Source organism: Halomonas cibimaris, assembly GCF_039537045.1.
GTDB classification, from domain to species: domain Bacteria; phylum Pseudomonadota; class Gammaproteobacteria; order Pseudomonadales; family Halomonadaceae; genus Vreelandella; species Vreelandella cibimaris.
This window is the reverse complement of sequence record NZ_BAAAZT010000069.1, coordinates 1-26,179: the sequence shown is the minus strand read 5'-3', so window position 1 is coordinate 26,179 and position 26,179 is coordinate 1. Positions and strand designations below refer to the sequence as shown.

Annotated in this window: 27 protein-coding genes and 1 tRNA gene; 16 read left to right on the top strand and 12 right to left on the bottom strand. The window is 65.6% G+C overall.

What is annotated here, in order from left to right:
* Window positions 1-17: 17 nt before the first annotated feature.
* From ABD654_RS07800 to modA, 5 genes are all read right to left on the bottom strand, one after another.
* Window positions 18-1,286 (bottom strand): imelysin family protein, encoded by a 1,269-nt coding sequence (locus ABD654_RS07800; protein WP_344703964.1) that lies wholly within the window; start codon window positions 1,284-1,286, stop codon window positions 18-20.
* A 146-nt stretch (window positions 1,287-1,432) separates the two neighbouring features.
* Window positions 1,433-2,257 carry a TOBE domain-containing protein gene (locus ABD654_RS07795; protein WP_344703961.1) on the bottom strand — a complete coding sequence of 275 codons (825 nt, stop codon included), beginning with the start codon at window positions 2,255-2,257 and terminating at the stop codon, window positions 1,433-1,435.
* Window positions 2,258-2,308: 51 nt separating this feature from the next.
* Complete coding sequence (gene modC / locus ABD654_RS07790) at window positions 2,309-3,394, bottom strand: molybdenum ABC transporter ATP-binding protein (RefSeq protein WP_344703959.1); 1,086 nt, start codon at window positions 3,392-3,394, stop codon at window positions 2,309-2,311.
* Window positions 3,391-4,101, bottom strand: a complete 711-nt coding sequence (gene modB / locus ABD654_RS07785; protein ID WP_311883261.1) for a molybdate ABC transporter permease subunit — start codon at window positions 4,099-4,101, stop codon at window positions 3,391-3,393. The genes modC and modB overlap by 4 nt, the downstream gene beginning before the upstream one ends.
* A gap of 9 nt (window positions 4,102-4,110) precedes the next feature.
* A complete protein-coding gene (gene modA / locus ABD654_RS07780; protein ID WP_344703953.1) occupies window positions 4,111-4,923 on the bottom strand; it encodes a molybdate ABC transporter substrate-binding protein in 813 nt (270 codons plus the stop codon).
* 339 nt (window positions 4,924-5,262) lie between these two features.
* Here modA and ABD654_RS12215 point away from each other — a divergent pair, with 339 nt between their 5' ends.
* The 8 genes from ABD654_RS12215 to ABD654_RS07745 all read left to right on the top strand — a co-directional run bounded on the left by ABD654_RS12215 (window position 5,263) and on the right by ABD654_RS07745 (window position 14,377).
* Window positions 5,263-5,853: a molybdopterin-dependent oxidoreductase gene (locus ABD654_RS12215; RefSeq protein ID WP_464387740.1), complete on the top strand. Its 591-nt coding sequence runs from the start codon at window positions 5,263-5,265 to the stop codon at window positions 5,851-5,853.
* A 48-nt stretch (window positions 5,854-5,901) separates the two neighbouring features.
* Window positions 5,902-8,337 carry a formate dehydrogenase-N subunit alpha gene (gene fdnG, locus ABD654_RS07775; RefSeq protein WP_464387739.1) on the top strand — a complete coding sequence of 812 codons (2,436 nt, stop codon included), beginning with the start codon at window positions 5,902-5,904 and terminating at the stop codon, window positions 8,335-8,337.
* A gap of 1 nt (window position 8,338) precedes the next feature.
* Window positions 8,339-9,262 carry a formate dehydrogenase subunit beta gene (fdxH, locus tag ABD654_RS07770; protein WP_344703949.1) on the top strand — a complete coding sequence of 308 codons (924 nt, stop codon included), beginning with the start codon at window positions 8,339-8,341 and terminating at the stop codon, window positions 9,260-9,262.
* Window position 9,263: 1 nt separating this feature from the next.
* Window positions 9,264-9,881 carry a formate dehydrogenase subunit gamma gene (locus ABD654_RS07765; protein WP_344703947.1) on the top strand — a complete coding sequence of 206 codons (618 nt, stop codon included), beginning with the start codon at window positions 9,264-9,266 and terminating at the stop codon, window positions 9,879-9,881.
* A gap of 87 nt (window positions 9,882-9,968) precedes the next feature.
* Window positions 9,969-10,901, top strand: a complete 933-nt coding sequence (gene fdhE, locus ABD654_RS07760; RefSeq protein WP_344703945.1) for a formate dehydrogenase accessory protein FdhE — start codon at window positions 9,969-9,971, stop codon at window positions 10,899-10,901.
* On the top strand, window positions 10,898-12,337 hold the full coding sequence (gene selA, locus ABD654_RS07755) for an L-seryl-tRNA(Sec) selenium transferase (RefSeq protein WP_344703943.1): 1,440 nt from the start codon (window positions 10,898-10,900) through the stop codon (window positions 12,335-12,337). Before fdhE ends, selA begins: the two co-directional genes overlap by 4 nt.
* Entirely contained in the window at window positions 12,334-14,259 is a 1,926-nt protein-coding gene (selB, locus tag ABD654_RS07750; protein ID WP_344703941.1) for a selenocysteine-specific translation elongation factor, read from the top strand. The genes selA and selB overlap by 4 nt, the downstream gene beginning before the upstream one ends.
* Window positions 14,260-14,281: 22 nt before the next feature.
* Window positions 14,282-14,377, top strand: a tRNA-Sec gene (locus ABD654_RS07745).
* Between the two features lie 126 nt (window positions 14,378-14,503).
* Here ABD654_RS07745 and ABD654_RS07740 read toward each other — a convergent pair.
* Window positions 14,504-14,971, bottom strand: coding sequence for a glycine cleavage system protein H (locus ABD654_RS07740; protein WP_344703939.1), 468 nt, complete (start codon window positions 14,969-14,971; stop codon window positions 14,504-14,506).
* Window positions 14,968-15,351, bottom strand: coding sequence for a DsrE family protein (locus tag ABD654_RS07735; RefSeq protein WP_344703937.1), 384 nt, complete (start codon window positions 15,349-15,351; stop codon window positions 14,968-14,970). The genes ABD654_RS07740 and ABD654_RS07735 overlap by 4 nt, the downstream gene beginning before the upstream one ends.
* A 173-nt stretch (window positions 15,352-15,524) precedes the next feature.
* Between ABD654_RS07735 and ABD654_RS07730 the strand changes: the two genes are divergently transcribed.
* Window positions 15,525-16,694, top strand: a complete 1,170-nt coding sequence (locus ABD654_RS07730) for an NnrS family protein (protein WP_344703935.1) — start codon at window positions 15,525-15,527, stop codon at window positions 16,692-16,694.
* On the opposite strand, the gene ABD654_RS07725 is transcribed toward ABD654_RS07730, so the two are convergent.
* Window positions 16,636-17,202, bottom strand: coding sequence for a YIP1 family protein (locus ABD654_RS07725; protein WP_344703933.1), 567 nt, complete (start codon window positions 17,200-17,202; stop codon window positions 16,636-16,638). The two genes, ABD654_RS07730 and ABD654_RS07725, sit on opposite strands and share 59 nt — an antisense overlap.
* Window positions 17,203-17,356: 154 nt before the next feature.
* On the opposite strand from ABD654_RS07725, the gene ABD654_RS07720 reads away from it, so the two are divergent.
* The 7 genes from ABD654_RS07720 (at window position 17,357) to ABD654_RS07690 (ending at window position 24,167) form a co-directional block, all read left to right on the top strand.
* The gene (locus tag ABD654_RS07720; RefSeq protein WP_344703931.1) at window positions 17,357-17,788 is read left to right on the top strand and encodes a MarR family transcriptional regulator; all 432 of its coding nucleotides are present in this window, start codon (window positions 17,357-17,359) and stop codon (window positions 17,786-17,788) included.
* A gap of 73 nt (window positions 17,789-17,861) precedes the next feature.
* Window positions 17,862-19,016 carry a cytochrome P450 gene (locus ABD654_RS07715; protein ID WP_344703929.1) on the top strand — a complete coding sequence of 385 codons (1,155 nt, stop codon included), beginning with the start codon at window positions 17,862-17,864 and terminating at the stop codon, window positions 19,014-19,016.
* A gap of 147 nt (window positions 19,017-19,163) precedes the next feature.
* Window positions 19,164-19,616 carry a c-type cytochrome gene (locus tag ABD654_RS07710; RefSeq protein WP_344703927.1) on the top strand — a complete coding sequence of 151 codons (453 nt, stop codon included), beginning with the start codon at window positions 19,164-19,166 and terminating at the stop codon, window positions 19,614-19,616.
* Window positions 19,617-19,634: 18 nt separating this feature from the next.
* Window positions 19,635-20,990 (top strand): cbb3-type cytochrome c oxidase subunit I, encoded by a 1,356-nt coding sequence (locus ABD654_RS07705; RefSeq protein ID WP_344703925.1) that lies wholly within the window; start codon window positions 19,635-19,637, stop codon window positions 20,988-20,990.
* A 109-nt stretch (window positions 20,991-21,099) separates the two neighbouring features.
* On the top strand, window positions 21,100-21,927 hold the full coding sequence (locus ABD654_RS07700) for a CbbQ/NirQ/NorQ/GpvN family protein (protein ID WP_344703923.1): 828 nt from the start codon (window positions 21,100-21,102) through the stop codon (window positions 21,925-21,927).
* A 54-nt stretch (window positions 21,928-21,981) separates the two neighbouring features.
* Window positions 21,982-23,925 (top strand): nitric oxide reductase activation protein NorD, encoded by a 1,944-nt coding sequence (locus tag ABD654_RS07695; protein ID WP_344703921.1) that lies wholly within the window; start codon window positions 21,982-21,984, stop codon window positions 23,923-23,925.
* A 23-nt stretch (window positions 23,926-23,948) separates the two neighbouring features.
* On the top strand, window positions 23,949-24,167 hold the full coding sequence (locus ABD654_RS07690) for a hypothetical protein (protein ID WP_344703919.1): 219 nt from the start codon (window positions 23,949-23,951) through the stop codon (window positions 24,165-24,167).
* A 14-nt stretch (window positions 24,168-24,181) separates the two neighbouring features.
* Here ABD654_RS07690 and ABD654_RS07685 read toward each other — a convergent pair whose 3' ends face one another.
* From ABD654_RS07685 to ABD654_RS07670, 4 genes are all read right to left on the bottom strand, one after another.
* Window positions 24,182-24,472, bottom strand: coding sequence for a cytochrome C oxidase subunit IV family protein (locus tag ABD654_RS07685; protein WP_344703917.1), 291 nt, complete (start codon window positions 24,470-24,472; stop codon window positions 24,182-24,184).
* Between the two features lie 30 nt (window positions 24,473-24,502).
* Window positions 24,503-25,111 carry a cytochrome c oxidase subunit 3 gene (locus ABD654_RS07680; RefSeq protein WP_344703915.1) on the bottom strand — a complete coding sequence of 203 codons (609 nt, stop codon included), beginning with the start codon at window positions 25,109-25,111 and terminating at the stop codon, window positions 24,503-24,505.
* Window positions 25,108-25,569 (bottom strand): DUF4870 family protein, encoded by a 462-nt coding sequence (locus tag ABD654_RS07675; protein ID WP_344703913.1) that lies wholly within the window; start codon window positions 25,567-25,569, stop codon window positions 25,108-25,110. Before ABD654_RS07675 ends, ABD654_RS07680 begins: the two co-directional genes overlap by 4 nt.
* Before the next feature lie 196 nt (window positions 25,570-25,765).
* Window positions 25,766-25,903 carry a hypothetical protein gene (locus tag ABD654_RS07670; protein ID WP_344703911.1) on the bottom strand — a complete coding sequence of 46 codons (138 nt, stop codon included), beginning with the start codon at window positions 25,901-25,903 and terminating at the stop codon, window positions 25,766-25,768.
* Window positions 25,904-26,179 lie beyond the last annotated feature (276 nt).

The following is a 26,179-nucleotide window of genomic DNA, read 5'->3' as shown; positions in this document are numbered from 1 at the left end:
GCCTGGGCGGCGGATGCTTAGAAGCTGTGCCCGGCGGTGTCGGGCTGCAGCGAGGTGATGCCAAGCGTGCCGGCGGCCTTTTCAAGCGAGGCGGTCTGGGCCACCAGCGCGAGAATGGCGTCGTTGATCATCGCACTGCCTTTGTCGTTGCCCGGGGCGATCATCATGTCAAAGGCCATGGGCGAGCTTTCGGCCTCGGCGGCCTGCTTGATCATGCCAAGCTTGTCCATGGTGGTTTCCAGCTGGCCGCGCAGGGTGGTGGCAAGCTCGGGGTTTTCCTGTTCCACCAGGTCGGCGATGGCCGGGCCGGAAACGACGCTGCCGTCGGTGCGCTCGTAGATGCCGGTGTAGACGTTCTGAATGCCCTGGCCGTTGAAGTAGTGCGAGTTGTGGGTGTTGTCGCTGAAGCAGTCGTGCTCGTCCTCGAAGGAGTTGGCTTCGAGCGCCACCTTCATGCGCTCGCCGGCAAGCTCGCCAAGGGACAGCGAGCCCATGCCGAAGAGGATGCGGCGCAGGCCTTCCTCGTCGCTTTCAGAGAGCAGCTCGGCGCGGTAGTTGTCGTCCTGGCTCTCGGCCCACTGCTCGGTCATCCACGCAAGGTCGTCGACCAGCAGGTCGGACACGGCGTCGAGGTACTCGCCGCGGCGGCCGCAGTGGCCGTGGGTGCAGTCGTCGCCGGCGGCGTAGTCGCTCGCCGGGCGGTCGCCGTTGCCGGCGTCAAAGCCGTTGAGATCCTGGCCCCAGAGCAGAAACTCGATGGCGTGGTAGCCGGTGGCCACGTTGGCCTCGGAGCCGCCGATCTCGTTGAGGTCGGCCAGCACCTCGGGGGTCAGCTCGCTGACGTCGATGTCGCGGCCGCCCACGGTGATGGTGTCGTTGGCGACGATGTTGGCAGTGGCGCCGTCGCTGCCCAGCTCGTGCTGGTAGTCGTCGGTCTCGACGTAGTCGATCATGCCCTCATCCAGCGGCCAGGCGTTGAGCTGGCCTTCCCAGTCGTCAACGATGGCGTTGCCGAAACGGAACACTTCGGACTGCTGATAGGGCACCCGCGCCTCGAGCCAGGCCTGCTGGGCAGCGGCCAGAGTCTCGGCGGTGGGGTTTTCCAGCAGCGCATCGATGCGCTCGTTGAGCGTTTGCGCCGCGGTCAGCGAGTCCTCGTAGGTGGCGTGGGCGATATCGGCGTAGTTCGCGATGACCGCGTCAGGCGTGGCGTCGTTGGCGGCCTGGGCGGCCAGCGGCATCAGGGCGGCAAGCGAAACAACGGCAGCGAGCGGGTGTCGGTTCATGCGACGTGTCCTCGGTATGCGAGTCGGAATGTTTGCGCACGTTACCGCATGAGGCAAATGATATTCAATATTATTCGACATGGCTAAATGACGCCGGCCGCCGGCGTTTGCTCAGCGACCGGGCAGGGGGTAAAGCGCTGCGCCGCTTAGCGGGTGCCGACAATCACGCTCGAGGCCTTGAACAGCGCGCTGGCCGGAGAGCCTTCGGCAAGGCCCAGATGCTCGACGCTTTCGCGGGTGATGATCGCCGCCAGGCGCTCGCCGCCGTCAAGGGCCAGCACCACCTCGCTGTTTACCGCGCCGGGGACCAGGCGCTCCACGGTGCCGGCCAGGCAGTTGCGCGCGGACAGGCTGGCGCCCTCGGTCTCCACCGCAATAATCACCGATGACGCCTTGATCAGCGCGAACGCCTCGCTGCCTTCGGCCAGGCCAAGGGAGGCCGCGCTCTCCTGGGTGATCACGGCGACAAGCCGCTGGCCGCCGGGCAGGGTCAGCTCGACCTCGTCGTTGACCGCGCCCTGGCGGATAGCGGAGACGGTACCGCTGAACTGGTTGCGTGCGCTGCTTTTCATGCTGAGTTTCCTTAACAGTGGCAGGTTGTCGCTGAGGCTTTCGGCCTCGCGGTTGAGTCGTTCGACGAAGTCCCGGTGCAGGGCGTCGAGGGCGTTGAAGTCTTCGATTAGCCGGCTTCCGGCGGCGGTCAGGCGGGTGGTGCCGCCGCCCCTGCCGCCGGCGCTGCGCTCAACCAGCGCCTCGCCGGCGAGGTTGTTCATCTGGTCCACGGCGTCCCAGGCGGCCTTGTAGCTCATCTTGATGGCCCGGGCGGCGGCGGAAATCGAGCCGGTCTCGGCGATGGCGGCCAGCAGACGCATGCGGCCGTGGCTGGCCAGGCGCTGCTCGCCGGCGTTGAGCCACAGCTGGCCGTCGAGGGTGAGCGGAGCAATGTGTTGGTGAGCGGAAGAATCCGCCATGGCAGCCTCCTGGCAGAGGAAAGCAAACGAAAAGAGTCACCAAGCCTATCGTCAGCGCGTATCAAAGGCGACGCTTCGGATCAGCGCGGTGACCGCCTGGCCCTCTGCCAGGCCCAGCTCGTCCCGGGACTTGCGCGTCAGCCGGGCGCGCAGGCGCTGCTCGCCAAGCGCCAGCACTACTTCGACGGCGGTGGCGTCGTCGGGGAGCGGGGTGACGGCTTGCACTCGGGCCGAGAGGCGGTTGCGATAGCTGGTGCTTGTCGGAGCGGTGAGCGCCAGCGCCACGTCCCGGGCGGGAATGCGCAGGCGCAGGCGAGAGCCCACCGGCGCGTCGTGTAGCGGCACCTGAAGGCGGCGCTCGCTGTCCACGGCAAGCTCGGTCAGGCCGTAGTCAATGTCGTGACCGACCACGCTGACGTCGAGCAGGGAGGCGGCATCGAAGCCGCCCAGCTGGCGCGTGAGGTCCACCCGCAGCAGCACGTCTTCCAGCGCGCCGCTTGCCAGTACGCCGCCGTTTTCCAGCACCACCAGGTGGTCGGCAATGGCGGTGATTTCGGCCGGGTCGTGGCTGATGTAGACGACGGGGATATTCACGTCGCGCACCAGCGTGAGGATAAAGTGCAAAAGCTCCTGCTTGCGCACGCCGTCAAGCCCCGAAAGCGGCTCGTCCATGAGCAACAGCTGCGGATCGGTCAACAGCGCCCGGCCGATAGATACCCGCTGGGCCTCGCCGCCGGAGAGCGTACCCGGCATGCGCGCGAGCAGGTGCTCGATGCCGAGAAGCCTGACGATGGCGTCAAAGCGCGGGCGAGCCTGTGCCGGCATGCCGTAGGTGAGGTTTTTGCGCACCCGGTAGTGGGGGAAGAGCCGGGGTTCCTGAAATACCACGCCGATGCGGCGCTGGCTGGGCGGGAGAAATGTTCCGCTGGGGGTGTCCGCCAGCGTTCGGGCGCCAAGCGTGACGTGGCCGGCATCGGGCCTGTCCAGCCCGGCAATCAGCCGCAGCAGGGTGGTCTTGCCGCTGCCCGAGGCGCCGAACAGGGCGCTGACGCCACGGTCGGGAAGCGCGAGGTCGGCGTCCAGGGTAAAGCGCCCCTGGCGCTTTTCAACGCTGATCTGAAGTCCGGTCGTCGTCATGGCGCCGCCTCCTGGCCGTCGCGCTCGCTCATCCGCCGGCGGGCGTTGCGCGAAAGCCACTCGGACGCCACCAGCGAGACCATGGCGATCACCACCGCAATCACGCACAGCCGCGCGGCGGCGGCTTCCTGCCCCGGCGTCTGTATCAGGCTGTACAGCGCCAGCGGCAGGGTGCGGGTTTCGCCGGGAATGTTGGAGGCAAAGGTGATGGTGGCGCCAAACTCGGATAGCGCTCGGGCAAAGGCCAGCATGGTGCCGGTCACCAGCCCGGGGATCGATAGCGGCAGAGTGACGGTGAGAAAAATCCGCCATTTGCTTGCGCCCAGGGTGTAGGCCGCGGCCTCAAGCTTGGGATCCACCGCCTCCAGGGAAAGGCGCACCGCGCGGACAAACAGCGGAAACGCCATCACGCCGCTGGCCACGGCGGCCCCCTGCCAGGTAAAGGGCAGGGATATGCCGGCGAGCTCGTGGAGCCACTGGCCGATCACGCCGCGCCGGCCCATGGAGACCAGCAGCAGGTAGCCGATCACCACCGGCGGCAGCACCAGCGGCAGGTGGACGATACCGTCCAGCAGCGCCTTGCCGCGAAACTCCCGCCGGGCCAGCAGCCAGGCCACGGCAATGCCGGGGATCAGAATCCAGCCCACCGCGCTTAGCGCGATGCGCAGGCTGAGCTGGATGGCGTCCCATTCTGCCGCTGAGAGCATGTCGTATCCTTACCGATCAAGGGCCGAGGCAAAACCGTAACCCTCGAAGATGCCGACCGCCTCGTCGCCTTCCAGCCAGGCGCGGAAGGCTGACGCCTCGTCGCTATCCTCAGCGTCAATGACGGCTGCCGGGTAGACGATGGCGTCGTGGGTAGCCAGCGGAAAAAGCCCCAGGGTGGTAACGCCGTCGCTGGCCCGGGCATCGGTCTGGTAGACCACGCCGGCGGGGGTTTCGCCGCGCTCGACCAGGGCAAGAGCGCTGCGTACATCGCTTGCCCGGGCCAGCCGCGGCGCGAGGGCATCCCACTCGCCAAGGGCTTCAAATGCCTGCCTGGCGTAGATGCCGGCGGGGACGTGGTCCGGGTCGCCCACGGCCAGCCGCTCGCCGTCATCCAGCAGGCCGGCAAGCTTGCCGCTTTCGCCGGGGGTGAAGTCGCCGCCGGCTTCGTTTGCCGGGGCGACCAGCGCCAGGCGGTTTTGCAAAAGGTCGACACGCTGCTCCACGTTGACGCCTTCGTCTTCGAGCCAGTCCATCCACTTTTGGTTGGCGGAGACGTAAACCTCGGCCGGGGAGCCGCTGGCAATTTGGCGGGCCAGGGTCGAGGAAGAGGCGTACACCGGCACGATATCCACGTCGTCGTGCTCGGCGGTGTAGGTTTCAATGGCTTCGTTCATGGCGTCGGTCATGGAGGCCGCAGCGGCGACGTGCAGGGTGCCCGCCTGGGCGGCGCCGGCCAGGCCCAGCGCCGCGAGGGCGACTGCCAGACGCAGCGGTTTGGGCAAGGAAAGAGGCGGAGAAGAAAGCGAAGTCGCGGTGCACATAAAGAGAACATACCGTTATATAGTAGAGTATATAGCGAAGCTAACACGGCGGCCGGCGAGTTGCAAGCGCAGCCGTGCCAGGCGGATAAAACGTGCATTCCTTACGACCAAGGCATAAGACGCAGGCGTGGAAGGACGATGTGTGAGCCGTTAGCGCATGCTAAACTGAATGTGCAAACCAGCAGGGCCGCCCGCGCGGCCCCTATTTTCATGTTCATGCCGGCAGGGTGCGCCATGCTGGCAATGACGGTTGCCATATCCGATGGCCGCTGCGCCCAAGCTCCACCAAGAGGGCGGCCAGGGCCCGATAGATCGGAAGCAACGAGAGGAGAGTCCGCGATGGAAATGAATCGTCGGGAATTTTTCAAGTTTTGCGGTGCGGGGATCGGGGCGTCCAGCCTTGCCGCGCTGGGCATGGCGCCGGAGCCGGCCTATGCCGAGTCGATCCGCCATTTCAAACTGGCCAACACCAAGGAAGCGCGCAATACCTGCCCTTACTGCTCTGTCGGCTGCGGCATTATTCTCTACAGCCGCGGCAGCGGCGGCAAGAACGTCAGCCAGGATATCTTCCACGTTGAAGGCGACGCCGACCATCCGGTCAACCGCGGCACGCTGTGCCCCAAGGGCGCCGGGCTTGTCGACTTCATCCAGAGCCCCAACCGCCTGCACTACCCGCAGGTGCGCGAGCCGGGCAGCAACGAGTGGAAGCGCATCAGCTGGGACGAGGCGCTGAATCGCATCGCCCGGCTGGTCAAGGACGATCGCGACGCCAACTTCGTGGAAAAAAACGACAGCGGCGACACCGTCAACCGCTGGCTTTCCACGGGCTTTCTGGCGGCTTCCGCCTCGTCCAACGAAGCCGGCTACATGACCCACAAGGTGGTGCGCTCGCTGGGGATTCTGGGGTTCGATAACCAGGCGCGCGTTTGACACGGCCCGACGGTGGCAGGTCTTGCCCCGACGTTTGGCCGTGGTGCCATGACAAACCACTGGTGCGACATCAAAAACGCCAACCTGGTGCTGGTAATGGGCGGCAACGCCGCTGAGGCCCACCCCTGCGGCTTCAAGTGGGTGACCGAGGCCAAGGCGCACAACCAGGCCAAGCTGCTGGTGGTGGATCCGCGCTTTACCCGGACCGCCTCGGTGGCGGATACCTACGCGCCGATTCGTACCGGAACGGACATCGCCTTTTTGGGCGGGCTGATCCATTACCTGATGGAACACGAGCGTATCCAGCACGAATACGTGCGTAACTACACCGATATGCCGTTTATCGTAAAGCGCGGCTTTACCTTTGAAGACGGTCTGTTCAACGACTACGACGCCGATAAGCGCACCTATCCGGACAAAAGCGCCTGGGACTACGAGCTTGACGACGCGGGCTATGCCCGGGTGGACATGTCGCTTGAGCACCCGCGCTGCGTGTATCAGCTGATGAAAAAGCACTACAGCCGCTACACCCCGGAGATGGTCAGCCGCATCTGCGGTACGCCGATCGAGCGCATGCTGGAAGTGTGGGATGAAATTGCCGGCACCTCAGTGCCCGGAAAGACCATGACCATCCTCTATGCGCTGGGCTGGACGCAGCACTCGGTAGGCTCGCAGATGATTCGCGCCGGTGCGATGCTGCAGCTGCTGCTGGGCAACATCGGCATGCCCGGAGGCGGGGTCAACGCCCTGCGCGGCCACTCCAACATTCAGGGGCTGACCGACCTGGGGCTGCTTTCCAACCTGCTGCCGGGCTACATGACCCTGCCGCGGGATGAAGAGCAGAGCTACGAGGACTACATTGCCAAGCGTGCGCCGCAGGCGTTGCGCCCCGGGCAGGTGTCCTACTGGCAGAACTACGAAAGCTTCCACGTCAGCCTGATGAAGGCCTGGTACGGCGATGCCGTGACCCAAGACAACAACTGGGGCTTTGACTGGCTGCCCAAGCTCGACGAGCCGCTTTACGACGTGCTCAAGTTCTTCGACATGATGTACGAAGGCAAGGTCAACGGCTATTTCTGCCAGGGCTTCAACCCTATCGGCTCCTTCCCCAACAAGGCCAAGATCAGCGCGGCGCTGTCGCGGCTGAACTACCTGGTGGTGATGGACCCGCTGATGACCGAAACTTCCGAGTTCTGGAAAAACGTTGACGAGTACAACGACGTTGATACCGCCAACATCCAGACCACGGTGTTTCGCCTGCCCACGACCTGCTTTGCCGAAGAAGACGGCTCGCTGGTCAACAGCGGGCGCTGGCTGCAGTGGCACTGGAAGGGCGGCGAGCCCCCGGGCGAGGCGCGGCCGGACATCACCATCATGGGCGGGATGTTCCATCGCCTGCGCGATCTGTACCAGCGTGAGGGCGGCGCCTTCCCTGACCCGATCCTGAACCTGGACTGGTCCTACAAGCGCCCCGACGAGCCGTCGCCGGATGAAGTGGCCCGGGAGTTCAACGGCTACGCCATTGAAGATGTGCGCAACGCCGACAGCGGCGAAGTTGAGGTGAGCGCCGGCAAGCAGCTGGCAGGTTTCGGCCAGCTGCGCGCCGACGGCTCTACCGCCAGCGGCTGCTGGCTGTTCTGCGGGGCTTGGACCGAGCAAGGCAACCAGATGGCGCGGCGCGATAACGCCGACCCCTACAACATGGGCCAGACGCTGGGCTGGGCCTGGTCGTGGCCGGCCAACCGCCGGATTCTCTACAACCGCGCCTCGGCCGACGTCGCCGGCAAGCCCTGGGACAGCAAGAACAAGCCGCTGGTGTGGTGGGACGGCAGCAAGTGGACGGGCACCGACGTGCCGGACTTCCCCGTGAACTCGGCGCCGGAAGAGGACGTCAGCCCGTTTATCATGAACCCTGAAGGCGTGGCGCGCTTCTTTGCCCGGGACAACATGGCCGAAGGGCCTTTCCCCGAGCACTACGAGCCGTTTGAAACGCCCATCGGGCGCAACCCGCTGAACCCGGACAGGCCGGAAGTGACCAGCAACCCCGCCGCGCGGGTGTTCCGCAACGACATGGAGCTATTCGGCAGCGCCGAGGAGTTCCCCCATGCGGCCACCACCTACCGGCTCACCGAGCACTTCCACTTCTGGACCAAGCACTGCCGGATCAATGCGATCATGCAGCCCCAGCAGTTTGTGGAAATCGGCGAGGCCATGGGCAACGAGCTCGGCATCAAGGCCGGCGACCGGGTGCGGGTATCGTCCAACCGCGGCTATATCGAGGCGGTGGCGGTGGTCACCAAGCGCATCAAGCCGCTGGAGGTCGACGGCAAAACCGTGCACCACGTGGGCATTCCGCTGCACTGGGGCTATGTGGGGCTGGCCAAGAACGGCTACGTCACCAACACCCTGACCCCCTTCGTGGGCGACGGGAACACCCAGACGCCGGAGTTCAAGTCGTTCCTGGTGAACGTGGAGAGGGTTTGATATGGCGACTCAAGACGTTATCGCGCGTTCGGCCACCACCACGCCCAGCCCCTCGGTGCGCGAGCAGCTGGACGTGGCCAAGCTCATCGATACCTCGGTGTGCATCGGCTGCAAGGCCTGCCAGGTGGCGTGCATGGAGTGGAACGAAGTGCGCGACGAGATCGGCAGCACCGTCGGGGTGTACGATAACCCCGACGACCTCACCGCCGATTCCTGGACGGTGATGCGCTTTGCCGAGCACGAAACCGAAAAGGGCGATCTGGAGTGGCTGATCCGCAAGGACGGCTGCATGCACTGCGTCGAGCCGGGCTGCCTGGAGGCCTGCCCGAGCCCCGGCGCGATCATCCAGTACGCCAACGGCATCGTGGATTTCAACCAGGACAACTGCATCGGCTGCGGCTACTGCATCACCGGCTGCCCGTTTGATGTGCCGCGCCTTTCCGAGAAGGACAACAAGGCCTACAAGTGCACCCTGTGTTCTGACCGGGTAAGCGTGGGCCTGGAGCCGGCCTGTGTGAAAACCTGCCCCACCGGCGCTATCGTCTTTGGTTCCAAAGACGACATGAAAGAGCACGCCGACGGGCGCATTGCCGATCTGCAGTCGCGCGGGTTCGACAACGCCGGCCTTTACGATCCGGCCGGCGTGGGCGGCACCCACGTCATGTATGTGCTGCACCACGCCGACAGGCCGGGCCTTTACAGCGGCTTGCCCCGGGACCCGAGCATCAGCCCGATGGTCGGCGCCTGGAAAGGGCTGACCAAGCCGCTGGCGATGCTGGCCATGGGCGCCACGGCGCTGGCCGGGTTCTTCCACTACGTGCGCGTAGGCCCCAACCGCGTCGAGGAAGATGACGTGGACGACGTGACGCCGCCGCCGGCCGGCGAGCGTGACAAACGCCACGACGCCGACCGAGGAGGGCACTGACATGAAACGGGATATCCAGCGATATACGGCCAACGAGCGCAGCAACCACTGGGCGGTCGCACTGCTGTTCGTGCTGGCGGCGCTTTCCGGGCTGGCGCTGTTTCACCCGGCGCTGTTCTGGCTTAGCCACCTGTTCGGCGGCGGCCCCTGGACGCGGATTCTCCACCCCTTTATCGGCGTGGCGATGAGCGTGCTGTTTGCGCTGATGGCCTGGCGTTTCGCCGGGCGCAACCGCATTCACAGCCGGGACCGCCAGTGGCTTTCCCGCTGGCGCGACGTGCTCGCCAAGCGCGACGACAAGCTGCCAAAAGTGGGCAAGTACAACGCCGGCCAGAAGCTTCTGTTCTGGGTGCTGGTGGGAAGCCTTGCGGTGCTGCTGCTGACCGGCATCGTGATCTGGCGCGAGTACTTCAGCGGCGCCTTTGCCGTGGGGCTGATTCGCTTTGCCAGCCTGCTTCACGCCTTTGCCGCCTTTGTGCTGGTCACGACCATTATCGTGCACATCTATGCGGCCATCTGGGTCAAGGGCTCGGTCGGCGCGATGCTGCACGGCAAGGTCAGCCAGGCCTGGGCGCGCAAGCACCACCCGCTGTGGCACGATGAAAAAATGCGCAAATAACGCGCGCTGAAACGCTACGCCCCGCCGCCGGCCACCGTGCCGGCGGCGGGGCGTAATCCGCATGCCGAACTGACAAGGAGGGCCGCTGTGTCTTCCCCCATTCTTGAGCCGGGCCAGATTGAAGCCTCGGCCACCACGCCACCTTTTGTTCAGCTGCCGCCGGACGGGCAGTTTCGCTTTCGCGCCGAACGGCTGGAAAAGCTGGCCGACGGCCACGCCATGGGCGAGTATCTGGCGCTTATGGCGCGCGTGGCCCGGGCCCAGCAGCAGGTGCTGGACGCCCCGCCCGACGTGCCGGCGCTTGCCGCCGGCGACCTGGACGCCGCGTATCACCACGACATGCCGCCGCTGGCGGTGGATACCCTGGTGCAAACCGCCGGCTGGCAAACGCTGCTGGACGCCTGGCTCGACGCCTTTGCCGCCGAGCAGCCCACACCCGCCGCTGCGGTGAGCGAGGCGCTTGCCGCGCTGCGCGACGCCGACGGTGAAACGCGCAAGGCCTGGGCGCAGGCGCTGCTGGGCGGGCGCTTTGGCGATGTGCCCGCAGCGCTGGCGCCTTTTCTCGGCGCGGCGCTGCAGCTGGCCTGGCGCTACTGGCTTGGCGAGGTCGACGCCGACAGAATTCGCGAGCGCGAAGACCAGACGCTGTGCCCCTGCTGCGGCTCGCTGCCCGTGGCCGGGGTGATTCGCCATCGCCGCCCCATCGACGGCGTGCGCTACCTGATGTGCTCGCTGTGCGCCACCGAGTGGCACTACGTGCGCCTCAAGTGCAGCCACTGCCTGAGCACCAAAGAGCTTGACTACCTGCACTTCGACGATGCCCCCTACGGCGTGAAGGCCGAGGCCTGCCCGGAGTGTCACACCTATCTCAAGCAGCTGTATCTGGAGCAGGCGCCGGAAGGCGAAGTAGTATCTGCAGACCTTGCGAGCCTGGATCTGGACCTGCGCCTGGACGAGCAGGGCTACCGGCGGCGCGCGCCCAATCTGCTGCTGATTCCCGGCGGCCAGGAAACATCATGAGTGCACCGCCCGGGCTGCGCCCGCCGGCGGTGGATCGCCTGCTGGGCGCTGACGGCACAGCCGAGCTTGAGGCACGCTTTGGCCGTCAGGCGGTGCGCGACGCGGCCCGAAGCGAGCTTGCCGCCTTGGGCGATGCTTTTCGCCGCGGCGCGCTAACGGCGGAAGCCGTGGAACTTCCCGCGCTGGTCGAGGCGCTGGCGCGCCGGCTTGAGGCCCGCCAGCGCCCCCGGGTGCAGCGCCTTTTCAACCTCAGCGGTACCGTGCTGCATACCAATCTGGGCCGCGCGCTGCTGCCTGACGCCGCCGTTGAAGCGGTGGTGCAGGCGGCGCGCTACCCGCTCAACCTGGAGTTTGACCTCGCCGACGGCCGGCGCGGCGACCGCGACAGCCTGGTCGAGCCGCTGCTGTGCGAGCTCACCGGCGCCGAAGCGGCCACCGTGGTCAACAACAACGCCGCCGCGGTGCTGCTTGCGCTCACCGCCCTGGGCGCCGGGCGCGAAGGCGTCATTTCCCGGGGCGAGCTGGTGGAAATCGGCGGCGCCTTTCGCATTCCCGATATCATGGAACAGGCCGGCGTTACCCTGCGCGAAGTGGGCACCACCAATCGCACCCACCCGCACGACTACGCCAATGCCCTGGGCGAGCAGACCGGGCTGATCGCCCGGGTGCATCCCAGCAACTACCGCATCGAAGGCTTTACCGCCAGCGTGCCCACCGAGGAGCTGGCACGGCTGGCTCGGAGCCAGGGCGTGCCGCTGGTGGAAGACCTGGGCAGCGGAAGCCTGGTGGATCTGTCGCATTACGGCCTGCCCCGAGAGCCGCTGGTACAGGACTCGCTTTCCGCCGGCGCCGACGTGGTGACCTTCAGCGGCGACAAACTGCTCGGCGGCCCCCAGGCCGGGGTGATCGTGGGCCGGCGCGAGCTGATCGAGCGCATCAAGCGCCACCCGCTCAAGCGCGCGCTGCGGGTGGACAAGCTGACCCTGGCCGCGCTGGAAGCCGTGCTCGGGCTCTACCGCGACCCTGATCGGCTGGCCGAGCGCCTGACCACGCTTGCGCTGCTGGCCCGGCCGGCGGAGGCCATCCGCGCCCAGGCCGAACGCCTGGCGCCGCGGCTGGCCGGCTGGCTGGGAGAGGGCTGGCAGGTAGACGTTACCGATGCCCAGGGCATGATCGGCAGCGGCGCCCAGCCGGTGGCGCGGCTGCCCAGCGCCGCGCTGTGCCTGACGCCGAACGGCCCCCGGCGAGACGCCGGCGGCAAGCTGGCCGCGCTTGCGGACTCGCTTCGCGGCCTGCCGATTCCGGTGGTGGGCCGCATCGAAGCCGGGGCGCTGTGGCTCGACCTGCGCCAGCTGGATGACGAAGCGGCGTTTATCGCCCAGCTGACCGCGGAGAAAGCGCCGCACCCTGCCAGAAAAGGAGCCGATAACGCATGATCGTGGCTACCGCCGGACACATTGACCACGGCAAGACGGCGCTGCTTGCCGCCCTGACCGGGGCCGGCGGCGACCACCGCCGGGAAGAGCGCGAGCGCGGCATGACCATTGATCTTGGCTACCGCTACGCGGCGCTGGACGCCGACACCACGCTTGGCTTTATCGACGTACCGGGGCATGAAAAATTTATCCACAACATGCTGGCCGGCGCCGGGGGTGTGGATATCGCGCTGCTGGTGGTCGCCGCCGACGACGGCGTGATGCCGCAGACCCGGGAACACTTGGCCATTCTCGGGCTACTGGGTATTACCCGGTTGTGGGTGGTGCTGACCAAGACCGACCGCGTTGATGCCGCCCGCAGCGAGGCCGTCGAAGCCGACGTTCGCCGGCTGCTGGCCGCCACCGGCTATTCGGACGCGCCGTGCTTTGCGCTGTCAAGCCACACCGGCGACGGCGTCGATGCGCTGCGCGAGGCGCTTTCTCGAAAGGCCCGGGAGATAGCCGCGCGCAGCGATGAGGGCGAATTCCGCCTTTCGGTGGACCGCTCTTTCAGCGTCGCCGGGGCCGGCGTAGTGGTGACCGGCACGGCGCTGGCCGGGCGCATAAGCGTCGGCGACAGCCTGTGGAGCGAAGACGAGCACGGCCGGGCGCGCAGGCTTCGGGTACGCGGCCTGCACGCCCAGAACCGCCCGGCACAAACGGCCACCTCGGGGCAGCGCGTGGCGCTCAATCTTGCCGGCGAGCGCCTGCGGCCCGAACACCTGCCCCGGGGCAGCTGGCTGGTGGGCGAGGCCCTGCGGGGGACGAGTCGGCGGCTGGATATCCAGCTGCGAGTGCTCGAAGACGCGCCCCGAGCGCTGGCCCACTGGACGCCGGTGCACGTCCACCTCGGCGCCCAGCGGCTGATGGGCCGGGTAGCGCTGCTGGCGGGCAAGACGCTGGCGCCGGGCGAGGAAGGGCCGGCCCAGCTGGTGTTGGAAGGCTATACCCATGCGGTACACGGCGACGCCGTGGTGCTGCGCGATCAGTCGGCCTGGTTTACCCTGGGCGGCGGGCGCGTGCTCGACCCCCAGGCGCCCGCCAGAAGCCGGCGCACCCCGGAGCGGCTGGCCGAGCTTGCGCTGCTGGCCGGCGGCGGGCTGGAGGCGACGCTGCTGGCCCGGCTGCAAACCGCGCGCAACGGCCTTGCCCCTGACGCGCTGGTGCGCCAGTACAACTATCCCGGGGCGTTGCGGCGTCTGCCCGCGGAGGTGCGCTCGGTGAGCACCCGGCGCGGCGAGCGCCTTTTTGCCAGGGCGCGCTGGCAGGCGCTGGGCGAGGCGCTGACGGCGGCGCTGGCAGCGTTTCACGCCCAGCAGCCCGACGAGCCGGGGCCGGATCGGGCGCGGCTGCGCCGCTTCGGCCTGGCGTATCTGGAGCCGGCGGTGTATACCGCGCTGGTGGATGAAGCGCTGGGGGCCGGCGCGATTCGCGCCTCCGGCCCCTGGCTGCACCTGCCGGAGCATCGGATACGCCTGAGCGCCGAGGAAGAAGCGCTCAAGGCGCGGCTGTGGCCGCTGCTTGAGGCAGGCGGTAACAATCCGCCCTGGGTGCGCGATCTGGCGCGTCGTGAAAACGTCGACGAGGCCCGGGTGCGCGCGCTGCTGCGCAAACTGGCGCGCATGGGGGAGCTGCATCAGGTGGTGGGGGATCTGTTTTATCCTGCCGCAGCCGTCGAAGCGCTGGCGGCCGAGGCCATGGCGCTTGCCGAAAGCGATGCGGGGCTGAGCGTCGTGGCGTTTCGCGATCGGCTGGGGCTGGGGCGCAAGCGCTGTGTGCAGCTGTTGGAATACCTTGATCGCATCGGTATAACGCGCCGATTTGGCAACCTGCGCGGCATTCGTGAGGAAAGCAGCATGGTTCAGCGCGTCAGAACGCGTTAAAATAGGCGGCGACGCGTATCGAGGAAGGCAATCGCATCCGGTGGTGCGGCCGGACTTCAAATCCGGTTGGGGGCGGCAGCCGCTCCTGGGTGGGTTCGACTCCCACTGCCTTCCGCCATTTTTCCCCTTTCTTCCGCTACGTTCCGCGTTTTTCTTTGCCTTTCTTCTTTCGCCTCCCTTCTTTTTCGCTTTTTCTGTTTGATCCTTGCGCCCGCCCGCGTGGATGGCGGCAATGCGTGCGTATTTATCCTCCGCGCCGGTAGGCCTGCACGCTGGTGTCGTCGGGGTCGAAGCCGTCGCATTCGGCTTGTTTTTCAAACGCGGCAACGGCGTGTTCTCCGGCCAGCAGGCCGGCGCGGGCGGCGGGCCAGTCGTTTGGCGTCAGGCGGATCATCCAGCCCTCGCCGTAAGGGTCCAGATGGATCAGCGCCGGGCGCTTTTCAAGCTGCGGGTTGTGTGCGCTGACAACGCCGGCCAGCGGGCTTTTGGCCGCCGCTGCGGCCTTGGCAAATTCCACTACGCCGAAGCTGCGTCCGGCCTCGATGCGCAGGCCTACCCGCTTGGGGGTAAAGGCAAAGATCGCGCCGTAAAGCGCCACGCCGTAGTCGCTCAGGCCCAGGGTGATCTGCCCGTCGGGCTCTTCGCGTAGCCACAGGCTGTGTTCCGGGGCGTACAGGCGGTCGTCGGGAAACGTCAAGCCGTCAAGTTTCACAGGGAAAGCACCTTGTCATATTCCAGAATCATCGCTGCAAGCTCGCCGCCGCTGCCGTAGCCGTCAACTTCGTCGAGCAGTGTCTCGGGCGTTGCCGGTGCCCGGCCCGGCGCGGGCGGCTTGCGGCATAGGTAAAGCCCTGCGCCGGCCTTTTTGGCCTGGCGCAGAAAATGCATCACCGGCGCGCCGTCGGGCTCGGCGTAAAGCGCCTCGGCAACGCCGGGGCGGGCAAGCTCGGCGGCTTCGCCGGTCAGATAGAGCGTCACTTCGGCGTCCAGGCAGGCCAGCAGCGTGGCAATGTGAAAGGGGGCCGCGCAGCGCGCCGGCGTGCTCGGCCCGCTGACCACCAGAATCAAAACGCGTCGGGCCGTTTCGGCCATAGCTACCTCTTTATTGGAAACGTGCTGTATTAGAAAAGCGCTGTATTAGAAACGTGCCGTATCAAAACGTGCGGGTTAACGCCGGGTAAAACGCCATTTTGAGCCACTTGTGCGGTGCCGGCAAGCGCGGCCCGGCGCTGGTATCAAGACCGATAACGTCGTATTTTGTGGCCATGTTATCAGTCGCTGTTTCTCGCTTTTTTTCTGCTGCCCGGCGCGACCGCGTGCCGGCGTGGCAGGCGTTTTTTCCGCTGGCGGCCTGCCACGCCGCGCTGCTGGTGCCGCTGTCGCTTGCGGCAATGTACGGCATGCTGCCCTGGCCTGCGCCGCTGGCCACGCCGGCCGGGCACGCCCGGGAGCTTTTGTTCGGCTTTGCCCTGGCGGTGATCGCCGGCTATCTGCTGGGCCCGCTGGCCACAAGGCGCTTGGCCGCGCTGGTGGCACTGTGGCTTATCGGCCGGCTGGACACGGCGGGCGGCGGCTGGCTGGTAGCGGCAAGCCTTGCCGATGCGCTTTTTGCCGCCGCGGTGGCGTGGTGGGTCGTGCCGCGCTTTTTCGCCGCGAAAAAGTGGCGCAATAAAGTGCTGGCACCGCTGATCGGGCTGATTTGCCTGGTGGCCGTGGCGAGTCTGGCCGCGCGCCACCAAAGCGGCTGGCCGGCGCACTCGCTGCTTGAGGCCGGCGTGCTGTGGCTTGCGCTGCTCATGGTGTTCATGGGCGGGCGGCTGATTGCCCCGGCGGTCAACGGCTACTTCAAGCGCCGGCTCAACAAAAGCGGTGCGGGGGTGCAGCCCCGGCTCGAAGCGGCGCTGATTGTGCTGCTGGGCGTATTGCCACTTACGCTGTGGCTGCCGCAGGGGCGCTATGCGGCCGCGCTGCTGGCGCTGGCGGCCGGCGTGCTGGTGGCCCGTCGCCTGTGGGGGTTTGCGCCCTGGCAGTGCCGGGCTCGGGCGGATTTGCTGGCGCTGATGGCGGGCTACGCCTGGCTGGCCATAGGGCTTGGGCTGTATGCGCTGTCGCTGACCGGGGCCATGCCGGTCAGTACGGCGCTGCACGCCGTCACTGTGGGTGCGCTGGGCACGTTGTCAAGCTCGGTGATGCTGCGCCAGGCGGTTAGCCGGGCCAAAGCCCACCCGGAAGACGAGCCGGCCTTTATGCCGCTGGCGCTGCTGTTTGCGGCCGCGGCGGCGCTGCGAGTCAGCGGCGGCCAAGCCGCGCTGTGGGGCGCGGCGCTGTGCTGGAGTGCGGCCTGGCTGATACTTGCCTGGCGGCTTTTGCGGTGGATCAATAGGCCCAGACGATCGCCATCAAAAGCCCCCAGGCCAGCACCCCGGCGGCCATGACGGTGTAGGTGGCCGATAGGGTGGTCATGTCCTGGCCCTGGCGCGAGCAAAGCGCGCCGAGCCCCTGATAGACCAGGCTGCAGGAAATGCCCAGCGCCACCAGCACGGCCAGCGCGTTGACCAGCAGGCTGGGGATGAGCAGCACCAAGGCCGACGACCACAGCGGCAGCGGTGCCAGCGCGGCCAGCAGGTAGGCGTCCTGGTAGTCGATGCGCATGTCCTCGGCGATATTGACCACCGTATGAATCAGCCAGCCCATGACGAAAAACGTCAGCATTTCGGACAAAAACAAAATGGTGGTGATAAAGCGCCATTCGCGCTCGCCAAAGCCGGCGGTGAAGGCATCGCCGTAGTGGGTGCCGGCGTAATACAAAAGCACCGGCGGGAGCAGCGACATGGGCAGCACCAGGCCAAACGCCAGCTTGGCAATGGAGGGCCGGCGGCGCTGCAGCTCTTTCCAGCCCGCCCGGCGCGTGAAGGGAAGTTTGATCACGGTAGTGGGATTCATGGCGGTGTCCTCAAGGGTGGATGGCAAACGTTGAGGGTGACAAGGGATCGCTCGTCAGACGGCGAAAAGTATCATAGTATGATGTTTTACGTTTCACCATTAGGCCGACCCCGGACGTTTGTCAAGGTACGGGGCGGCAACCGCGGACAGCGCCATGAGTGACGTTTCTCTTTCCCCGCAGGATTTTCAGCAGCTATCGGCGTTTCGCTATCAGCTGCGGTGTTTTCTGCGCCACAGCGAAGATATCTGCCGCCGCTACGGCGTGACGCCTCTGCAGTATCAGCTTTTATTGCACCTGCTGGCCGGCAAGGGCCGCCAGTGGGCCACGGTCGGTGAGCTTGCCGAGCGGCTTCAGGCCAAACACCACGGCACGGTGATGCTGGTGGACCGCTGCGAGCAGTCCGGCCTGGTCAGGCGTGCCCGCGGCCGTGAGGACCGCCGCCGCAGCGAAGTCCATCTGCTGCCCCGCGGGGCTGACCTGGCCCACGCAATCGCCGCGCAGCACCAGCCGGAGCTGCGCCGGTTCCGGGATACCTTTTGCCCCGTTGGCCCGCCCGATGACGGAGCCAAGCCAGAGCCGCTTTGACCTGTATCAGTACGCGCGCCAGCCGAGGCATGTTTCCCTGCGCGCTATCGCTCATCTTTTCTCAGGAGACACCATGAACCCCTCCCGCCACAACGACTGGAACCCGCGCAGCGACGCGGTACAGGCCGACCAGATTCAAGCCTATGACGCCATGCGCAGCCGCTGCCCGGTGGCGTTCAGCGACTATCTGCAGTGGTCGCTTCTGCGCCACGCCGATGTGATGCGCGTGCTGCAGGATCATGCGACTTTCAGCAACGCCGCCAGCCGGCACCTGTCAGTGCCCAACGCCATGGATCCGCCGGAGCACACCAAGTTTCGCCGCATCATCGAGCCCTATTTCAACAGAGAAGCCATGGACGAATTCTCGCCCCGCTGCCGAGCCATTGCCGAAGGCGTGGTCGACCGCCTGCCGCATGACGGCAAGGTCGAAGCCATGGCCGCTATGGGCCAGGATTTTGCGCTGGAAATTCAGTGCGCCTTCATGGGCTGGCCGGCAAGCCTGCATGAGCCCCTGCGCGACTGGGTCAAGCGCCAGCAGGCGGCAACGCTTGCCGGCGATCGCGAAGCGCTGGGCGAGCTGGCGCTGGAGTTTGACGGGGTGATTCGCGAGCGTTTGGACGTGCGCCGCAATATGGACACGCCGCCGGACGACGTGACCACGCGCTTGATGAACGAAACCGTCGACGGCCGCCCGCTCACCGATGAAGAGCTGGTCAGCCTGATGCGCAACTGGACGGTGGGGGAGCTGGGTACCATTTCCGCGAGCATCGGCATTTTGATGCGCTTTCTCGCCGCCAATCCGGACTGGCAGCAGCGCCTGCGCGACGAGCCGGAGATCGTCTCTGAGCTGATCGACGAAATTCTGCGCCTGGACGCGCCGCTGATGTCCAACCGGCGCATTGCCACCTGCCCGGTGGAGGTCGGCGGGCGCAAGATCGAGCAGGGCGAGCGGCTGACGATTCTGTGGGGGGCGGCCAACCGCGACCCGGACGTTTTCCCCGAGCCCGACCAGGTGCGCCTCGACCGTGACCCCAAGCGCAATTTGCTGTACGGTGCCGGCGTGCACGTTTGCCCCGGTGCACCGCTGGCGCGCATGGAGCTGGTGTATTTTCTCCGGGCGCTGATCGGTGCCACGCGGGAAATCCGCCTGGTAGACGATGATCCGGCAGTGCGCGCGCGCTATCCTGCCGGCGGCTACGACCGCGTGCCGCTTTATATTCGCCGCTGATGCGGCGATTTATCACGCCTTTTTGACCTTTATCAACGTTTTCTCAAAGGCGTATGCGTTACAATAAAGATGCATTAAAAGTGCATCTTATAAAACCGCAGGCCGGCGACCGTCGTCATCGGCCGGGCGAGCAAAGGGGGATGACTCATGGCCGAAGGACTCACCAGATCGGCGGCCCGCAATATTTTCTATGGCGGGTCGCTGTTCTTTTTTCTGCTGTTCACGGCGCTGACCGTGCACAGCCACTGGTACATGGTGAACGTTTCCACCGACAGCGCCGGGCTGACCGAATCGGTCAAGCACGGCAAAGAGGTGTGGGAAAAGAACATGTGCATCAACTGCCACAGCATCATGGGCGAAGGCGCCTACTTCGCCCCGGAGCTGTCCAACGTCTGGGAACGCTACGGCGGGCATGAAAGCGCCGAGGCCGCACGCACCGGCCTTGAAGCCTGGATTCGCGCGCAGCCGCTCAACGTGCCGGGACGCCGGCAGATGCCGGCTTACGACTTCAGCGACGAGGAAATGAGCGCGCTGATCGATTTTCTCGAATGGACCGACGGTATCGACGCCCAAGACTGGCCGCCGCATCCGGCCGGCTAACCCAAGGAGAACACCTCAATGAAATACGAAACGCAAAAGGTGGCGCTACCGTTCTTCATGGTCGCCATGGCGCTATTCGCCCTGCAGATCGTTTTCGGACTGCTGGCCGCCACGGTCTATGTCTGGCCGGACTTCATGGCAAGCTTCATGCCGTTCAACATCATGCGGGTGAGCCATACCAACCTGCTGATCGTGTGGCTTTTGATCGGCTTTATGGGCTGTACCTACTACCTGATGCCCGAAGAGGCCGAGCGTGAAATCGCCAGTCCCGGGCTTGCCTATATCCAGCTGGGCATTTTTGCCTTTGCCGGTGCCGCCGCACTGGTGGGCTATCAGTTCGGCATCCACGAAGGGCGCGAGTTCCTGGAGCAGCCGTTCTGGATCAAGGTGCTGATCACCATTTCTTTTCTGCTGTTTTTGTTCAACACCAGCGCGACGCTGGCCAAGGGCCGCAAGACCGCGATCAACATGGTGCTGATGCTGGGTCTGTGGCTGGCCGCGGTCTTCTGGCTGTTCGCCTTTTACAACCCCACCAACCTCGCCGTGGACAAGCTCTACTGGTGGTGGGTGGTGCACCTGTGGGTAGAAGGCGTGTGGGAGCTGATCATGGCCTCGCTGCTGGGCTATCTGGTGATCAAGATGACCGGCGTGGACCGCGAGGTGATCGAAAAATGGCTCTACGTCATCGTCGGTCTGGCGCTGTTCTCGGGGCTTTTGGGTACCGGCCACCACTACTACTGGATCGGCGCGCCGAGCTACTGGCAGCCCATCGGCAGCATTTTCTCCACGCTTGAGGTTGCACCGTTTTTCACCATGGTGATGTTCGCCTTTACCATGTTCTGGAAAGGCCGTCGCAACCACCCCAACAAGGCCGCCATGCTGTGGACGCTGGGCTGCCCGACGGTGGCGTTCTTCGGCGCCGGCGTGTGGGGCTTTATGCACACTCTGCACTGGGTCAACTACTACAGCCACGGCACCCAGGTGACCGCGGCTCACGGCCACCTGGCGTTCTACGGCGCCTATGTGATGATCATCCTCGGCGTGATGACCTTTGCCATGCCGTCGCTGCGTCGCAGCCAGCCGTATAACCAGGTGATGAACATGTGGGGCTTTTGGATCACAACCGGGGCTATGTGCTTTATGACCTTCACGCTGACCTTTGCCGGTGTGGTGCAGACCCACCTGCAGCGCGTGCTGGGCATGAACTATATGGAAGTGCAGGACCAGCTGGGGCTGTTCTATGCCATGCGCCTGGGTACCGGCATCGCCGTGGCCGTTGGCGCGGGACTGCTGCTCTACTCCTTTTTCGGCCCGCGGCGCGTCCAGCTGCCCGTAGGCGGCACCCAAATGACAGCCGGCACTGACAACGCCTGAGACACATCGGCCCCGCACGCGGGGCCTTTTCTATCCGTGCTTTGTTGACGCTTTACTCTGCCGAATTCTTTTTTACCGGGCCGTATTCTTTTTTTACCGGGAGTGTTTCATGGCTTTATCCACCGTGACCGCCTCTAGCGCGGCTGCCTCCGACGCGGACGCCGCCGTGCCGTACTACCAGAACGTGGGCAACGAAACCGAGATGTTCGAGCAGGCCTTTGCCCAGCGTTTGCCGCTTTTGCTCAAAGGGCCTACGGGCTGCGGCAAGACCCGCTTTATCAGCCACATGGCGGCCAAGCTTGGCAAGCCGCTGCATACGGTATCGTGTCACGACGACCTGACCGCCGCCGATTTGACCGGGCGCTATCTGCTCCAGGGCGGCGAAACCCGCTGGGTGGACGGGCCGCTGACCCGCGCGGTGCGCGAAGGCGGCATCTGCTACCTCGACGAAGTGGTCGAGGCACGCAAGGACGTGACCGTCGTGCTGCACCCGCTCACCGACGACCGCCGCGTGCTGCCGCTGGAGCGTACCGGCGAGCTGCTCGAAGCGCCGGACGACTTCATGCTGGTGGTGTCGTACAACCCCGGCTATCAACATATTCTCAAATCCCTCAAGCCCAGCACCCGCCAGCGCTTTGTCGCCATGTCGTTTGACTTTCCGCCGCCGGCGGTGGAGCGCGACATCGTCGCCCGGGAAAGCGGCCTGCCCGCTGAGCGCTGCGCGGCGCTGGTCAACCTTGCGGCAAGTTTGCGCGGCATGAAAGGCCAGGATCTGGAAGAGGGCATTTCCACCCGTCTTTTGGTCTACTGCGCCACCCTGATTCGCGCCGGCATGCCCATTGTGGACGCCGCCCGGGCAACCATCGTCGAGCCGCTGACCGACGATATTGATGTGCAAGAAGGGCTGATGGAAGCCGTGCACGCCACGTTCGGCTGACACCGTTGACGCATCGACGCATCCACGTTTTTTACGCACCTGCGGGAGGCCGCCATGCTGGATTTTCTTGAGGTTGAGGAGTTTGTCGGTCGCCACTGGCACCGCTGGGCGTCCCGGGCGGAAAGCTACCCGGACTACCCCGATGCGGCGGTGACGCTTGACGACGTGCAGGCCTTGCTTGGCGTGTTCTTCCGCGCCGCCGGCGGCGATGCCGGCGTTGAGATAGCCGCGATCAAGCGGCGCGCCTCGCGCCATCGGCTCAGCCTGCGCCAGCGGCTAGGGCTGGATGAAGAAGCCCTTGACCAGGCCCGGCGGGACGAAGAGCACCTGCTGCTGCCGCCGCGGCTGGCGCTGTTTCCCGAAGCGGCGCTGAACCGCGATCTGTACCTGTGGCTTACCGCCTATCTGGCCGAGGTGCGCCCGATCTCGCTGCCGGCAGACCCGCTGCAGGCCGACGTGTGCCGGCTGCGCGAAGCCCGGCGCAGCTGGCGGGCGGCGCTGGAGCGCTTTCCCGGTTTACAAGACCGCTATATGGCGCTGTGTGCCGCGCTTCTGGCCGTTCGCCCGGCTCGCCGGCGCCTGCCCCCGGTCGAGGCAGCGCTGGAAACCGCGCTGTGCGCCGAGCTGGGCGCGCCGGACCCGCAAAGCGGGCTGGCGCTTGCGCTGCAGCAGGCCATTCGCGACCCTCACGCCGCGCTGGATGAATTTCGCGCGCCCCAGGGGTATCGCCCGCCGCTGCCGGTGCCGCTGTGGGGCTACGGCGTCTCCATCGGCACCCGCAGCGCCGAGGAAGACGCCGTAGAGGACGACGACGGCGCCGAGCTCAAGACCCGCCATGAAGACGAGGACGATCAGGGCAAACGCCAGGCTGACCGCCGCGAGCAGGACCAGGCCGACCGCGACGATCCTTTCATGCTCAACGCTTCGGAAAAAATGCTCTCCTGGGCGGAGATGGTCAATCTCAACCGCGATGTGGACGACGAGGACGAAGACGCCCGCCAGGCCGCCGACCAGATGGAAGAAATCGTGCTCTCGCCGAACCGTAAAAAGGCGGCGTCCAAGCTCAAACTCGACCTTGACCTGGCGCCGGACGAGGCCGCCGGCGGCCGGCTGAAAGGGCGCCACGTCTATCCGGAGTGGAACCACCGCAAGCAGGCGTATCTGCCCGAGCACTGCGTGGTGCACAGCGAAGAGCAAAGCGAAGAGGGCGAAGACTGGACGCCGGACGCGCTGACCCGCCGGCGCATCCGCCGGGTGCGCCGCGAGTTCGAGGCGCTAAGGCCCAGGCGCGAGCTGCTGCGCGGCCAGCTCGACGGCAGCGATTTGGACATGGACGCGGTGATTCGCGCGCGCTGCGACTTTGCCGCCACCGGCGAGTCAAGCGATAGGCTGTACATCGACAGCCGCACCCAGGCCCGGGATCTGGCGGTGTCGATTCTGGTGGACGTCTCGCTTTCCACCGAAGCCTGGCTGGACGACCGGCGCGTGCTGGACGTGGCCAAGGAAGCGCTTTTGGTGCTGGGCCACGGCCTGGCCGGCTGCGGCGACGACTATGCCATTCACAGCTTTACCTCCCAGCGGCGCCACAAGGTTTTCGTCAATACGCTAAAAAGCTTTGACGAGCCCATGGGCGAGCGGGTCACCCGGCGCATCTCGGCGCTCAAGCCCGGCAGCTACACGCGCATGGGCCCGGCGATTCGCCATCTGACCGCCGAGCTTGCCAAGCGGCCCAATCGCCACCGGCTGCTGCTGATGCTCACCGACGGCAAGCCCAACGACAACGACTACTACGAAGGCCGCTACGGCATTGAAGATACCCGCAAGGCGGTGCTGGAAGCCCGGCGCGAAGAGGTGCGCGTGTTCGGCGTGACCATCGACCGCCAGGCCGGCCAGTACATCCCGCGCCTGTTCGGCCGCGGCGGCTATGCCATTGTTGAGCGCCCGGAGCACCTGTCGCTGGCGCTGCCGGGCATTTATCGCCAGATTATTGCCACCTGACGGCGCTGAAAGGAGAAGCTGCGATGGGAACTTCGTGGGGAGAGTCGTTTAACAAGCCGCGCCTGTATCTGGCGCTGCTTGTCTGGTTCGCCGCGGCGCTAGCGGTGATGCTGCCGCTGGTGTGGCTGATCAACAATCGCGACTGGGGTATTGCGCTGATGCTGATCATGCCCGTGGCGGTGTACGCCCTGATGCGGCTGGGCCGCCGGCTGGAGCACTGGGCTCGGCTGCCGGCGCGCTGAGCGCCAGAGCCTGCTTACGTCAGGCGGGCGTAGAGATAGCCCGCGCTAATCAGCAATAGCGTCAGTGTGATGATGCCGACAAAAGCGCCTTTCCAGGCACCGCTGGACTGGCGCAGGTTGAGATACACCATCATCACCTGCTGGGCCTTGAAGCCGGTCACCAGCACCACCAGCGCTGCCGACCACAACGGCAGCGCCTGCCAGCCGTTTTGATCCAGCCGCGCCGAGACCATAGAGACCACCGTCAGCGCCATGAGCGTGCCCCAGGTGATCAGCAGGCGGCGTTTGCCGGGCAGCGTTACCATGAGAAATCTCCTTTGAAGTGAGGCAGCCGCTCAGCGCAGCAGATACAAAAGCGGGTAGAGTAAAATCCAGATCAGATCCACCATGTGCCAGAAAGCCGCGGCGGTCTCGACGTTTTCCACGCTGGTTTTCCAGCTCACCAGCCCCAAAAGCACCAGCCCGAACAGCACATGGGCGAAGTGAAAGGCCGTCAGCCCGTAGTAAAAGCCGAAAAACGTATTGGTCTCAGGGGTGATGCCGCCGGCAAACTTGCCGGCGTATTCCAGCACCTTGATGGCGCCGAATACCACCCCGAGCCCGGCCGCGCCGGCCAGCCACTGGCGGGTGCGGCGCACGTTGCCGGCCGCCACGGCCTCTACGGCGAAGGCGACCAGCAGCCCGCTGGTCAAAAGCACCATGGTGTTGAGCCCGCCCATTAGCGGGTTCAGCTGCTGCTGGGAGGCATCGAACAGGGTGAGCTGGGCGGCGCGCTCGCTGATATAGAGCACGAAAAACGCCATGAATACCGCCAGCTCGCTTAAAATCAGCACCCACATCAAGGGGTTGCCCGGCAGCGCCGACAGCGGCCCCCAGCCCGGGTTGGGCAGGTCAGCATCCGCCGCTATCTCGGCGCGATGCGGGGTAGAGTCGCTTTCACTCATGAGTCCGCCGGCGCGGCGTCGCGGCCGCCAAAGGCCGGGCTTTTGGGGTTCGGAATCGGCCGATTGGTCATCAGCCGTGCCGCGCCCACGCCGCAGCGTCCGATCAGCCAGATAAAGCAGGCGGTAAAAAAGGCGTAGCCCATGGCCCAGGGCCCGAGCGGCGAAACGCCGACCATCCCCAGCAGCTGCCAGACAGCGGCAAAGACTGCGCCGGCGAGCACGCCCAGCCAGAAGGTGCGCAGCTGAAACTGCAGGTGGCTTTGCACCCAGGGCGCGGCCTGGCGATATTTCAGATGCGCGACCAGCGCGCCGATGGGCGCGGTAATCACCGCCATGATGCTGCCCAGCAGCAGCCAGTAAACGATAACGGCAGCGCCGCGGCCGGGGTCTTGTTTGTTCAGGGTGGGAATATCGGCGTCGCTGGGCGTTGTGCGGGACGTTTCGGGAACGGCAGGCATGGATCACCTCGCAGGTCGGCGGCCGGCAATGCCCGGCCTAAGATGTATTTTATATACTACTATATAGCAGTGTCCGTTCGGTAGCTTGGTCTGGGTCAATGTTGCGTCGTTTCTTGCGTCAAAAGCGCACGGCAAAAGGCCGGCGCATTAGCGCCGGCCTTTATTAAGCAAACATCCGCGTACACCCGCAACCGCGTTACTGCACTGTCCCTGAAACGGGCTGCATGGCCTCTGCTTGCAGCGTATGCGACGGCGCGTGCGTCTGGGCCTGGGCGAGCCCGACCAGCGTAAGGGTAGCGGCGAAAAACAGCGTGAGAAGGACAGTGCGTAGCATGATGGCTCCTGACGTCGACGTATCAAAAGACGTTGCATATTGCGGGAGTGGCTTTGCTTGTGCGGTGGGCGTTGGTGGTAAACGACTCGCCTTGAGAAAAGCCATCTAGCGTGTTTCGCGCGTGATTATACCTATAAATCTTGCAAAGACAACGCCTCGCAAAAAAGCGGCAGTAACTATTCAGGTGGCGTCGGGTGAGACTCGCCAACCCGCTGTTCCTTCAGGCATAGTACCGTCATTCGACTCCCCCACCCAGCAGGCAACATGACCATCAGA